Origin of the sequence: Kitasatospora sp. NBC_01300, from assembly GCF_041435235.1 — a bacterium.
GTDB lineage: Bacteria > Actinomycetota > Actinomycetes > Streptomycetales > Streptomycetaceae > Kitasatospora.
Window position 1 is genome coordinate 533243 of record NZ_CP108408.1, and the last position, 13323, is coordinate 546565.

A 13323-nucleotide genomic window follows, 5' to 3' on the forward strand; every position below is an offset into this window, starting at 1 on the left:
CACCCCGGAGGGGCCGCCGACTTGACCGGGAAACTGATGAGGCGCCATATTACTTTCATGACGCAACGCCCCGACGCCGGCAGCGGCGCTCCCACCCTCGATCAGGCCCGCCGCCAGATCGCCCGCTACGGCCTCACGGCCGACCCGCAGGCGATCCTGGTCGCGGCCCGGCTGATGGCGGCGGGCGCCCGGATCGGCCAGGCCGGGGAGGTGCACTTCGCCCGGTTCGGGCTCTCCACCGGCCGCTACCGACTGCTGGCCGACCTGGAGGACCACGGCGGCGAGAAGTCGCCCTCCCAGCTCGCGGCTGGCCTCGGCGTCTCGCGGGCGACCGTGACCGGCCTGGTCGACGGCCTGGAGCGGGAGGGCCTGGTGGTCCGCCGCCCGTCCGCCGAGGACGGCCGCGCCAACGTGGTGGTCCTCACCGCACGCGGCGCGCAGCGGCTGCGCGATCTGGCGCCCGAGCACTTCGCCCGGATGCAGGCACTGGTCGGCGGGCTCTCGGTCGAGGAGCGCGCCACCTTCCTCGACCTCCTGGCCAGGGTGGTCGAGGGCGCCGACGCGCTGACCGCCGACTGACCCGAGCGGGAACGGCGGGCCGCGCAAGGCGGCCCGCCGACTTCACGACCCAATAGTTAGGCACCTAAGCACTAATAGTTAGCCACCTAATCACTTCACCCCAGCACCTCCGCAGGAGAAGCCCATGAGCAAGAAAGCATCCGGCGCACCACCCCCCTTCACCCTGTGGCGGGAGGTCCTCGTCGCCTACGCGATGCCCGCCGTGATGGCCGGCATCGGCGGGGCCGTCACGCACCAGCCGCAGCTGATGATCGCCGCGGCCACCACGATCGGCGGCACCTCGGCCGTCGTCGCCACCCTGCTCGGCTCCGTTCTGCGACGCCGGCCCGACCGCTCCCCGGACGGCCGGGCACCGCGTGCCCTGCTGGCCCCCGCACTCGGCCTGGCCGCCGCGGCCGTCGCGCTCGCCGTCGGCCTCGCGGCCGCGCACTGGCTGCCGCAGATCCACGGGCTCGCCACCAGCCCCTGGCCCAGCCGCCTTCCGATCGACCTGCCGGTCTCGTCGGCGATCGCGGCCACCGTGATCACCTGGCGCTGGCGCGGCAGCCGCCGGACCCGACCCCCGCAGCACCGACTCTCCACCCGACCGGAAGGACAGACCTCATGATCGTCGTCATGGGCGCCGGAGGCGCCACCGGCGGTGCCACCCTGCGCAGCCTCGCCGCCCTCGGTGCACCGAGCCGCGCACTCAGCCGCGACCCCGCCCGCCTCGCGGCCGGCCTCGACGACCGGACCCTCGCGCTGACCAAGACGCTCCCGGCCGACGCCGCCGACCCGGACTCCCTGCGCGCGGCCTTCCGCGGCGCGCACCAGCTCTTCCTCACCATGGCCAACGGCCCGCACCAGGTCCAGCACGAGCTGGCCGCGATCGACGCGGCGGTCGAGAGCGGCGTGGAGCACATCGTCAAGATCTCCGCACCCGCAGCCGAACCGGACTCCCCCGTGGCCGTCTCGCGCGGACACCACCTGGTCGAGGAGCGCCTGCGCGCGTCCGGCGTCACCGCGACGGTGCTGCGGCCGTACGCGTTCATGCAGAAGCTGCTGCTGCTGGCCCCCGGCATCGCCGCCGCCGGGGTGGTGCACGGCGCCATGGGCCAGGCCCGCTGCAACTACGTCGACGCCCGGGACATCGGCGACGCCGCGGCCGAGGTGCTCACCCGCCCGGAGCTCGCCGGCGCAACGTATCCGCTCACCGGCGGCCGGGCGTACAGCTACCCGGAGCTCACCGGACTGCTCGGCGAGCTGCTCGGCCGCCCGGTCCGCTACCTCGACCTGCCCCCGGCCGGGCTGCACGCCCACCTGGTCGAGCGGGCCGGGATGCCGCCCTGGCTGGCCTCCCACGTGGTGGAGATCCAGCAGCTCGCGGTGGTCCGCCGGGAGGCGCCCGACGACACCCTCGCCCACCTGACCGGGCGCGCCCCGCGCACCCTGGAGGCGTTCCTCCAGGAGTCCCTGCACCGCTTCCGCTGACCGCTCCGACACCCTTCGGGCGCCACGCGGAGACCACGCGGACACCATGGCGGGCCCGGCCGCCGGGCCGGAAACAGGCCCGGAGGCCGGGCCCGCCACCCGAAAGGAGCAGCATTCGCTGTGGCGTGGATCACGATCGAGAATTCGGCCTGACGATCCGTCAATTCGACTGACATCCAGTCACATGACTGCCACGCCCACCCAGTTGTTGACTGACGCAACGTCAGCTCAGGCCATTTCCGGCCTAGTTGAGCCAGGTGGCGGGCCGTACGGCGCCTCGCACCCGGGGCTACCATCAGTCGGGTTGTCCGCTCCGGCCCCGGAGTGGGGTCACCCGGTCAGGCGAGTGCTCCCACCGCCCCGAAGGGCCGGGCATCAGTCGGAACGGGGCGAGGACGAGGAGCGTACGGGCTGCCATGACAGCTGAACCGAGCACGGAGCAGTCCGCCACGCCGTCCCGAGCCACACCACCCCGAGCCACACCACCCCACGCCACGCCGCCGCAGGCCCCACCGCCGCAGGCCCTCTTCCCCGGCCGTCCGGCCGCCGCGCCGCGCACCCTGGTCGACGTCCTGGACGCCACCGTCCGCGCCCACCCCGACGAACCGGCCCTGGACGACGGGCGCACCGTGCTCGGCTACCGCGCCCTGGCCGCCGAGGTCGAGCAGCTGCGCCGCAGGCTGGCCGCCGCCGGGATCGGCCCGGGCGACCGGGTGGGCGTGCGGGTCCCCTCGGGCACCAACGACCTGTACGTCTCGATCCTCGCCGTACTCGCCGCCGGCGCCGCCTACGTGCCGGTCGACGCCGAGGACCCGGACGAGCGCGCCCAGCTGGTCTTCGGGGAGGCCGGCGTCGCCGCGGTACTCGGCGCCGACCGCGCGCTGACCGTCCACCGCGAACGCCCGGCGCCCCACCCCGGCGAGACGACCGCGGACCACCGCCCCCGCCCCACACCGGCCGACGACGCCTGGATCATCTTCACCTCCGGCTCCACCGGCCGCCCCAAGGGCGTGGCCGTCACCCACCGCAACGCCGCCGCCTTCGTCGACGCCGAGGCGGCGCTCTTCCTCCAGGACGAGCCGATCGGCCCCGGCGACCGGGTGATGGCCGGCCTGTCGGTGGCCTTCGACGCCTCCTGCGAGGAGATGTGGCTGGCCTGGCGCCACGGCGCCTGCCTGGTGCCCGTCCCCCGCTCCCAGGTGCGCAGCGGCGCCGACCTCGGCCCCTGGCTGGCGGAGCAGGAGATCACCGTGGTCTCCACCGTCCCGACGCTGGCCGCGCTCTGGCCGGCCGAGGCGCTCAACGAGGTGCGGCTGCTGATCTTCGGCGGCGAGGCCTGCCCGCCGGAGCTGGTGCAGCGGCTGGTCACCGAGGGCCGCGAGGTCTGGAACACCTACGGCCCCACCGAGGCCACCGTGGTCGCCTGCGCCGCGCTGCTGACCGGCGACGGCCCGGTCCGGATCGGCCTGCCGCTGGACGGCTGGGACCTCGCCGTGGTCGACGAGGCCGGCGAGCCGGTCGCGGTCGGCGGCACCGGCCAGCTGGTGATCGGCGGGGTCGGCCTGGCCCGCTACCTCGACCCGGAGAAGGACGCCGAGAAGTACGCACCGCTGGCCTCGCTCGGCTGGGAGCGCGCCTACCGCAGCGGCGACCTGGTCCAGGCCGACCCGGCCGGCCTGCTGTTCCTCGGCCGCACCGACGAGCAGATCAAGCTCGGCGGGCGCCGGATCGAACTCGGCGAGGTCGACGCGGCGCTCCAGGCCCTGCCCGCCGTGGCCGGCGCGGCCGCCGCCGTCCGCACCGCGCGCGGCGGCAACCAACTGCTGGTCGGCTACCTGGTCGTCCAGGACGGCTTCGACCGCGAGCAGGCCGTCGAGAAGCTGCGCGCCGAGTTGCCGGCCGCCCTGGTGCCGCTGCTCGCGCCGGTCGACGCCCTGCCCACCCGCACCTCCGGCAAGGTCGACCGGGCCGCCCTGCCCTGGCCGCTGCCCGAGCTGGAGAACGCCGGGCCGAGCGAGCAGTTGTACGGCACCGAGGCCTGGCTGGCCGAGCAGTGGGCCGAGATCCTCGGTGTGACGGTGAGCGGTCCGCGCGACGACTTCTTCGGCATCGGCGGCGGCAGCCTGGCCGCCGCCCGGCTCACCACGCTGCTGCGCACCCGCTACCCGAACGCCGCCGTGCTGGACGTCTACCAGCACCCGACGCTGCGCAAGCTCGCCCGGCACCTGGAGCGCACCGCCGCCCAGGGCGGCCAGGCCCGCACCATCGCCCTGGTGCCGACCAGGGCCAAGCTGCTCCAGTTGCTCCTGCTGATCCCGCTGTTCACCGTGGTCGGCCTGCGCTGGACGGTCGCCCTGCTGGCGGCCGGCAACCTGCTCTCCCACCTCGGCGACTACCCGTGGGCGCCCACCGCCTCCTGGTGGGCGGTCGGCGCGGGCGCCCTGGCGCTGTACAGCCCGGCAGGCCGGCTGGCGATCGCGGCCGGCGGCGCCCGGCTGCTGCTGCGCGGCCTGCGCCCGGGCAGCCATCCACGCGGCGGCGCCGTCCACCTGCGGCTCTGGACCGCCGAGCGGCTCGCCGAGCTCAGCGGCGCCACCGCGCTGTCCGGCGCCTGGCTGGTCCGCTACGCCCGGGCGCTGGGTGCCAAGGTCGGGCCCGAGGTGGACCTGCACTCGCTGCCGCCGGTCACCGGGATGCTGAAGCTGGGCCGGGGCTGCGCCGTCGAGGCCGAGGTGGACCTGTGCGGCTACTGGCTGGACGGCGACCGGCTGGAGGTCGGCCAGGTCAAGGTCGGCTCCGGCGCCGTGGTCGGCACCCGCTCGACCCTGCTGCCCGGCGCCCGGGTCGGCAAGCGCGCCCAGGTGCTGCCCGGCTCCAGCGTCACCGGGCACGTGCCGACCGGCCAGCGCTGGGGCGGCGCGCCCGCCGTCAAGCTGGGCCGCGTCGAGCGGGCGTGGCCCAAGGAGCGCCCGCCGCACCGGGTCTTCTGGGCCGCGCTCTACGGTGCCAGCGGCACGGCGCTCGGCCTGCTCCCGGTGGCGCCCGCGCTGGCCGGGCTCGCGGTCCTCGCCGGTTTCGTCCACCAGGGCGACGACCTCGGCGCGGCGCTCGGCGGCGCGCTGCTCGGCCTGCTGCCCGCCACCCTGGCGTACGGCGCGGTGTACGCGGCGCAGCTGGTGGCCGCCGTCCGGTTGCTGAGCCGCGGTCTGGTCCCCGGGGTGCACCCGCTGCACGGCCGGGTCGGCTGGCAGGCGTGGACCGTCACCCAGCTGATGGACGGGGCCCGGGAGGTGCTGTTCCCGCTGTACGCGGGGCTGGTCACGCCGCTGTGGCTGCGGGCGCTCGGGATGAGAGTCGGCCGGGGCGCGGAGGTGTCCACGGTGCTGGCGCTGCCCAGCCTGACCACCGTCGGCGACGGCGCGTTCCTGGCCGACGACACCCTGATCGCGCCGTACGAGCTGGGCGGCGGCTGGGTGCGGCTCGGCGAGGCGAAGGTCGGCGAGCGGGCGTTCCTCGGGAACTCGGGAATGACCGCGCCGGGCCGGGCGGTGCCCAAGCGGGGCCTGGTGGGCGTGCTGTCGGCGACGCCGGAGAAGGCCAAGAAGGGCGGCTCGTACCTGGGCATGCCGCCGATGCGGCTGCCGCGCGCGGCGGACGAGGCCGACCAGAGCCTGACCTACGAGCCGCCGGCCCGGCTGCTCTGGGCGCGCGGACTGGTCGAGCTGGCCCGGCTGCTGCCGGTGCTCGCCTCGGGGGCGCTCGGTGTGCTGACCGTCGCGGTGCTGTCCCGGCTGGCCGTCTCCTGGTCGGCGGGCGCGGCCGCGCTGCTCTCGGGCCTGGTGCTGCTGGGCGCCGGCGCGGTGGCCTGCGTGGTCGCGGTGGCGGCGAAGTGGCTGCTGGTCGGCCGGTTCCGGGCGGTGGAGCACCCGTTGTGGAGCAGCTTCGTGTGGCGCAACGAGCTCGCGGACACCTTCGTCGAGGTGCTGGCGGTGCCGTGGCTGGTCGGCGCGGTGCCGGGCACGCCGGTGCTGAACCTCTGGCTGCGGGCGCTCGGCGCGCGGGTCGGCCGCGGCGTCTGGTGCGAGAGCTACTGGCTGCCGGAGGCGGACCTGGTCACCCTCGGGGACGGCGTGACCGTCAACCGGGGCTGTGTGGTGCAGACGCACCTCTTCCACGACCGGATCATGCGGATGGATACTGTGGTCCTCCGCGAGGGCGCCACCCTGGGCCCGGGCGGCATCGTGCTGCCCGGCAGCACGGTGGGCGCGCGCAGCACGCTGGGCCCGGCCTCGCTGGTGATGCGCGCCGAGTCCGTCCCCGCCGACACGCGGTGGCTGGGCAACCCCATCGAGGCGTGGCAGCCCACGTCATGACCACCCGTCCCGGCCCGCAGGAAGTGCCCGCCCCCGTGAAGCCCAAGCACGTCCCGGCGGCCGCCGGCGCCCCCGACCCGTACTTCCCGGCCAGCGGCGACCACCGCTACCGGGTCCACCGCTACGAACTCGTGCTGGACTACCGGCCCGGGCCGAACCGGCTGGCGGCCTCGGCCCGGCTGAGCGCCGTGGCGGACGCGGCGCTGGCCGAGTTCGCGCTGGACCTGGCCGAGTTCCGGATCGGGCGGGTGCTGGTCGACGGCAAGGCCGCCCGCTACACCCACCGCGCCGGCAAGCTGCGGATCCGCCCGGCCAGGGCGCTGGCGGCGGGGGCGGCGTTCACCGTCGAGGTGCACTACACCGGCAACCCCCGCCCGGTGCGCAGCCCGTGGGGCGGCCTGGGCTGGGAGGAGCTGACCGACGGCTCGCTGGTCGCCAGCCAGCCGATCGGCGCGCCGTCCTGGTTCCCGTGCAACGACCGGCCCGCCGACAAGGCGACGTACCAGATCGCGGTCACCACGCCGTCCCCGTTCACCGTGCTGGCGAGCGGCCGGCTGCTGACCCGCACCACCCGGGCGTCCAGCACCACCTGGGTGTACGAGCAGAGCGCGCCGACCTCGCCGTACCTGGTGACGGTGTCGATCGGCCACTACCGGCCGGTCCCGCTGGCGGCCCGCCCGGCCGTGCCGCAGACCGGCTACGTCCCGGAGCGGCTGGTCCCCGCGTTCACCCGGGACTTCGGGCGGCAGCCGGAGATGATGACGTACTTCGGCGAGGTGTTCGGGCCGTACCCGTTCGGCGAGTACGCGGTGGTCGTCGCGGACGAGGAACTGGACGTCCCCGTGGAGGCGCAGGGCGTCGCCACCTTCGGGACGAACCACCTCGGCGGCGGCTGGCAGCGCGAGCGGCTGATCGCCCACGAGCTGGCGCACCAGTGGTTCGGCAACAGCGTGACGATCGCCGACTGGCGGCACATCTGGCTGAACGAGGGCTTCGCCAAGTACGCCGAGTGGCTGTGGTCCGAGCACGCCGGCGGCCCGGCCGCGGCCACCCACGCCGCCGCCGCGCACGGCCTGCTGGCCGGGCTCCCGCAGGACCTCCGGCTCGCCGACCCGGGCCGCAGGCTGATGTTCGACGACCGGCTGTACCAGCGCGGCGGCCTCGCCGTGCACGCGCTGCGGCGGGCGCTGGGCGAGGACGCCTTCTTCGCGATGCTGCGGGACTGGACGAGCGTCCACCGGCACGGTGTCGTCGGCACCGCCGACCTGCTCGCGCACGCCTCCCGGTACACGACCGCCCCGCTGGCGCCGGTCTTCGAGGCCTGGCTGCAGCGGCCCGAACTCCCGCCGCTGCCGGGCTGACCGGCCCGGCGGCGACAGCGCGGGGCGTTCACTGGACGCTCGCGGGGCGATCGCGGGGGCGACAGCGCGGTGCGTTTGCGGAGATAACGGGTGGATCCTTCGGGGCGGCCTGGCTAGGTTGGGTGCGTCTGTCGCCCGTCCGTGCCGGCCGGCGGCCCCCGCCGGCGGTCTCGTCGGCGGGCCTCGTGGCAGACCACGCCGACGGGCCTCCCCCGCCGGACCGCGCCGAAGGATTCAGAGGATCAGATGACCGATCAGTCCGACGAACTGCTGCCGACCACCCGCCGCGCCCTGCTGCACCGGATCGCCGTCGCCCAGGCCGAAGGGCGCACGCCCTCGCTGGCCGCCGGCGTGGTCCGGGACGGCCGGCTGGTCTGGAGCGGCGCCCGCAGCATGATCGACGGACACGCGCCGACCCCCGACGTCCAGTACCGGATCGGCTCGCTCACCAAGACCTTCGTCGCCGTGCTCGTGCTGCGGCTGCGCGACGAGGGCCTGCTCGACCTCGCCGACCCGCTCGCCCGCCACCTGCCCGGCACCCCGGCCGACGGCGCGACCGTCGCGCAACTGCTCGCGCACACCGCCGGGCTCGCCGCCGAGACGCCCGGGCCCTGGTGGGAGCGGACCGACGGCTCCCTGCGCCCCGGACTGGACGACCTGCTGGAGCCCGGCGCCGCGATCAAGCACCCGGCCGGGCGCCTCCACCACTACTCCAACCCCGGCTACGCGCTGCTCGGCGCACTGGTCGAGCGGCTGCGCGGCGAGCCCTGGGGCGAGGTGCTGCGGCGCGAGGTACTGGCGCCGCTCGGCATGGACCGCACCACCCTGCTGCCCGAGCACCCGCACGCCGGGGGCTTCGCCGTCCACCCGTGGGCCGACGTCATGCTGCCGGAGCCGCTCACCGACACCGGGCTGATGGGCCCGGCCGGCCAACTCTGGTCCACCGTCGCCGACCTGGCCCGCTGGGCGGCCTTCCTCGCCGCCGGGGACGACAAGGTGCTGGCCGCCGACTCGCTCGCCGAGATGCGCCGGCCCGCCACCGGCCCCGACGACACGACCTGGACCTCCGGATACGGCCTCGGCCTGCAGCTGCGCCGCCACCAGGGCCGGGTGCTGTACGGCCACACCGGCTCGATGCCCGGCTTCACCGCCGCACTGTGGGTCAGCGACGAGGACGGCCTGGCCGCGATCGCCCTGTCCAACGCCACCACCGGCGCCGGCACCACCCTGGTGGCCACCCAGTTGATCACGCTGACCGCCGAGCACGAGCCCCGGCTGCCCGAGCCCTGGCGCCCGCTGCCCGAGGTCGACGAGGAGCTGCTGGCCCTCACCGGCCCCTGGTACTGGGGCACTTCGGCGCAGGCCCTGCGGCTGCGGGCCGACCGCGGCCTCGAACTGACCTCGCTCGTCGGCGGAGCCCGCAGCTCCCGCTTCCGCGCCGAGCCGGACGGCACCTGGACGGGGCTGGACAACTACTACGCGGGCGAGACCCTGCGGGTGGTCCGGGCCGCCGACGGCACCGTCAGCCACCTGGACCTCGGCTCCTTCGTCCTGACCCGCGAACCCTACGGCCCCGCGCCCGTCATCCCGGGCGACGTCGACCCGCAGGGCTGGCAGGCCTTCTAGGGCGTGTCCGGACTCCGCCGGGGGCGCGCCCTGGCGGAGCACGCCGGTCGCGCGCAACATCGCACCCGTCCACGGTGGTTCCGGGGGAATCCCGGGGAACGTTGGCAGGCCCGGGCGCACAGGCGCCCGGGCTGTCCACCCCCGGCGGGCGAGCGCCCGGTGCCCGGCAGATGACCGGGAGGCGACGGGTGGTCCCATTCAGCAGTTGCACATCTGCGCTCCGCCGCGCCGCAACATGGATGCCAACCGGCTCGGAGAGATATACGGGGACCGGTTCGCGTGCAGGCCCAACGCCTGCGGGCCGGGCCGGTGCCCTGGCGATCCAGGGCGCCGCCGATCGTGCTGCCCTGGAGGGTCCGCCATGACCACCGTCCCCACGTACGCTCCGACCGCAGTAGCCCCCACCCACGACGCCCCCGCCGTGCCCGCCCCCCGCCGGACCCAGGCCCCGGCCCCGGCCGCCTACACCGTCTCCCTCGCCCGCGACGCCGACGACGTGCGCGCCGCCCAGCGGCTGCGCCACCAGGTCTTCGCCGCCGAGCTCGGCGCCGTCCTGCACAGCCCGGTCGCCGGCCTGGACGTCGACCCCTTCGACGAGTACTGCGACCACCTCCTGGTCCGCGAGGGCGAGCACGGCGCCGTCGTCGGCACCTACCGGCTGCTGCGCCCCGAGGCCGCCCGGCGGGCCGGACGGCTCTACTCCGACGGCGAGTTCGAGCTCTCCGCCCTGGCCCCGGTCCGTCCGGGCCTGGTGGAACTCGGCCGGTCCTGCATCCACCCCGACCACCGGGGCAACGGCGCCGTCATCAACCTGATGTGGGGCGGCATCGCCCGGTACCTCGCCGACACCGGCAACACCTGGGTCGGCGGCTGCTGCTCGATCCCCCTGGACGACGGCGGCGCCACCGCGGCCCGGGTCTGGGACACCGTCAGCGCCAAGTACCTGGCGCCCGAGCAGTACCGGGTCACCCCGCGATGCCGCTGGGACGCCACCGGCGTGCCGCGCGCCGAGCGCGGCGCGCTGCCCGCCCTGCTCCGCGGCTACCTGCGGCTCGGCGCCTGGGTCTGCGGCGAGCCCGCGTACGACCCGGACTTCGACTGCGTCGACCTGTACGTGCTGCTCTCGCTGGAGCGCACCGACCCGCGCTACCTGCGGCACTTCCTGTCCGGACTGCCCGCCCGGCCGCTCGGCGCCTCGTCATGAGCGTCTGGCTGCCGACGGCCCCCTGCCGGCCCGAGACCTGCCTGGCCGACCCGGCGCCCGCCGTCTCGCACCCCCGGCGGGCGCTGCGGCTGGCGGCCTGCCTGGCGGCGGTGCTGACGGGCGTGCTGCTCAGCCTGCCCCTGCGCCTCCTCCCGTACGGGACCCGGGAGCGGCTGATCCGGCTCTGGGCGCGCGTCCTGCTGCGCGCCCTCGGGGTCACCGTCCACCTCGGGACGCCGGGCGGCGCGCTCGGCGGCGGGACGCTCGTGGTGGCCAACCACGTGTCCTGGCTGGACATACCGCTGATCGCGGCGGGCCGCCCGGGCCGCTCACTGGCCAAGACCGAGGTCCGCCGGTGGCCGGTGCTCGGGCCGCTGATCGCCTGGGGCGGCACCGTGTTCCTGGACCGCGACCGGCTGCGCGCGCTGCCCGGCACCGTGGCGGCGGTGGCCGAGGTGCTGCGCGCCGGCCGGCCGGTGATCGTCTTCCCGGAGGGCTCCACCTGGTGCGGGCGGGAGAGCGGCCGCTTCCGGCCCGCGCTGTTCCAGGCGGCGGTGGAGGCGGGCGCCTTCGTCCAGCCGGTGACGATCCGCTACCGGCTGGCGGACGGACGGCCGACCAGCGTGCCCGCCTTCGTCGGCGACGACGGACTGCTCACCTCGCTCGCCCGGGTGGTCGCGGTGCGCGGGCTGGTCGCCGACGTGACGTTCCTGCCGCCGATTCCGCCGCCCGCGCCGCAGGCCACCCGGGCGGGGGCGCGCCGGGAGCTGGCCCGCACGGCGCAGGCGGCGGTCGAGGGCATCCGCTGACGCGGCGTCGGGTGGCGTCGGCACGCGGACCGGTCGGACCGATCAGGTCGGCCGGACCGGTCAGGTCGGTCAGACCGTCCGGGCCTCGGCCAGCGGCTCCGGACCGGGGTCCGGGTCGAGGTCGGGGCCAGGGTCGGAGTCCGGTCCGAGGTCGGAGTCCGGGCCGGGGCCGAGGTCCGACGCGGAGTCGGGGGCCGATTCCGGGAGGCCGGTGCCGCCCTGGGCGAGCGGGCGGGCCCGGCCCAGCAGGACGGCGACCAGGACGGCGGTGACGGCGAGCGCGGCCGCACCGCAGCGCGCCGCGAGGTGGAGGCCCTCGATGAAGGCGCCGTCCACCACGTCCCGGACCGGGCCGGGCAGCGCGGCGGCCGCGCCGCCACCGCCGTGCCCCGCCCCGGCAGGCGCGTCCGCGATCGAGCCGACGGCGTCCGGCGGCACACCGAGCCGGTGCAGGGCGGCGGTCAGGCTGCCGGTCATCCGGTTGGTCAGCACGGCGCCGAGCACCGCGATCCCGAGGACGCCGCCCAGCTCGCGCAGGGTGTTGATGCTCGCCGAGGCCATCCCGGTCTGCGCCGGGGAGACCCGCTGGAGCACCGCGATCGACACCGGGGTGAAGGTCATCCCCATCCCGAGGCCCATCGCGAACAGGGTCCACAGGTACTCGACGTAGTGGGCGTGCCCGCCGTAGAGGGACAGCCCGCCGAGGCCCGCCGCGCACAGCGCGAGACCGAGCACCAACGGCAGCCGGGGCCCGTACCGCGAGGTCAGCCGGCCGGAGAGCGGGGCTGCGACGACGATCATCGCGGTCATCGGCAGCCCGGCGTAGCCGGCGTCGGACGGGGACCAGCCGAGCGGGCCCTGCATCAGCAGCGGCAGGAAGAAGAGCGCGCCGAAGATCCCGAAGCTGACCATGAAGCCGCTGAGCAGCGCGCCGCCGAGGACGCCGTCGCGGAACAGCCGCAGCTCCAGCATCGGTTCGGCGAGCCGAAGTTCGAGCACCAGGAAGGCGGCCAACAGCACGATCGCCGCGGCGCCGCAGAGGAGCACCCGGGTGTCCGTCCAGCCACGGGTCGGCCCCTCGATCAGCGCGTAGACCAGCAGGCCGAGGCCCGTGGCGGAGAGGACGAGGCCGCCGAGGTCGATCCGCCGGGCACGCGGGGGGATGTCCGGGAGCACCCGGGCGGCGAGCACCAGTCCGGCCACGCCGATCGGCACGTTGATCCAGAACACGCTGGCCCACCCGAGGTGCTCGACCATCGGCCCGCCGACCACCGGGCCGATCGACAGACCCAACGCGGAGACCCCGGACCAGAGGCCGATCGCCTTGGCGCGCTCGCGCTCGTCGGTGAAGACGTGGCGCAGCAGGGCGAGACTGCCCGGGGTGAGCAGCGCGGCCCCGACGCCTTGCAGCATCCGGGCGCCGACCAGCAGGCCGATCGTTCCGGCGAGCGCGGCGAGCGCGGAGCCGACCGTGAACAGCGCGAGGCCGAACCGGAACATCCGGGTGCGGCCGTGCCGGTCGCCGAGGGCGCCGCCGGTCAGCACGAACCCGGCGTAGACGAGGCTGTACCCCTCGACGACCCATTGCAGGCCGCTGATCCCGGCGTCCAGGTCCTGGCCGATGCGGGGCAGGGCGTTGTTGACGATGACGTTGTCCAGCATGGACATGAACATGGTGACGCAGAGCGTCAGTAGCGCGAGCCGTTTGCGCCGGGTGCTCGACTCCTGCATGGGAACCCTCCCGATTCCTGGCCCCTAACGGCGTTAGGGAATGGTGCGGCACGCACAGAGTGCCCCTAACGGTGTTAGATTGCAAGCGGGATCTCGCGAAGGGCACTGGCCACGGACAGTCGCCACGGGACTCGCGACCGGATGAGACCGCTGGAGGCGACCGCACAGCC

General features: G+C 75.6%; 9 protein-coding genes. 8 read left to right on the forward strand and 1 reads right to left on the reverse strand.

All coding sequences use genetic code 11. The features are described 5' to 3' along the window. The first annotated feature begins 57 nt into the window (after positions 1-57). The 8 genes from OG556_RS02370 to OG556_RS02405 all read left to right on the forward strand — a co-directional run bounded on the left by OG556_RS02370 (position 58) and on the right by OG556_RS02405 (position 11422). Positions 58-579, forward strand: a complete 522-nt coding sequence (locus OG556_RS02370) for a MarR family transcriptional regulator (protein WP_363373080.1) — start codon at positions 58-60, stop codon at positions 577-579. Positions 580-703: 124 nt separating this feature from the next. Then, on the forward strand, positions 704-1186 hold the full coding sequence (locus OG556_RS02375) for a hypothetical protein (RefSeq protein WP_371515602.1): 483 nt from the start codon (positions 704-706) through the stop codon (positions 1184-1186). Then, positions 1183-2049 carry an NmrA family NAD(P)-binding protein gene (locus tag OG556_RS02380; protein WP_371515603.1) on the forward strand — a complete coding sequence of 289 codons (867 nt, stop codon included), beginning with the start codon at positions 1183-1185 and terminating at the stop codon, positions 2047-2049. Before OG556_RS02375 ends, OG556_RS02380 begins: the two co-directional genes overlap by 4 nt. Positions 2050-2465: 416 nt before the next feature. Next, complete coding sequence (locus OG556_RS02385) at positions 2466-6422, forward strand: Pls/PosA family non-ribosomal peptide synthetase (protein WP_371515604.1); 3957 nt, start codon at positions 2466-2468, stop codon at positions 6420-6422. Next, positions 6419-7783 carry a M1 family metallopeptidase gene (locus OG556_RS02390; RefSeq protein WP_371515605.1) on the forward strand — a complete coding sequence of 455 codons (1365 nt, stop codon included), beginning with the start codon at positions 6419-6421 and terminating at the stop codon, positions 7781-7783. The genes OG556_RS02385 and OG556_RS02390 overlap by 4 nt, the downstream gene beginning before the upstream one ends. Before the next feature lie 246 nt (positions 7784-8029). Continuing rightward, complete coding sequence (locus tag OG556_RS02395; RefSeq protein WP_371515606.1) at positions 8030-9409, forward strand: serine hydrolase domain-containing protein; 1380 nt, start codon at positions 8030-8032, stop codon at positions 9407-9409. A 361-nt stretch (positions 9410-9770) separates the two neighbouring features. Then, positions 9771-10613, forward strand: a complete 843-nt coding sequence (locus OG556_RS02400; protein WP_371515607.1) for a GNAT family N-acetyltransferase — start codon at positions 9771-9773, stop codon at positions 10611-10613. After that, positions 10610-11422 carry a lysophospholipid acyltransferase family protein gene (locus OG556_RS02405; protein ID WP_371515608.1) on the forward strand — a complete coding sequence of 271 codons (813 nt, stop codon included), beginning with the start codon at positions 10610-10612 and terminating at the stop codon, positions 11420-11422. The genes OG556_RS02400 and OG556_RS02405 overlap by 4 nt, the downstream gene beginning before the upstream one ends. A gap of 69 nt (positions 11423-11491) precedes the next feature. Here OG556_RS02405 and OG556_RS02410 read toward each other — a convergent pair whose 3' ends face one another. Continuing rightward, entirely contained in the window at positions 11492-13153 is a 1662-nt protein-coding gene (locus OG556_RS02410; protein WP_371515609.1) for an MFS transporter, read from the reverse strand. Positions 13154-13323 lie beyond the last annotated feature (170 nt).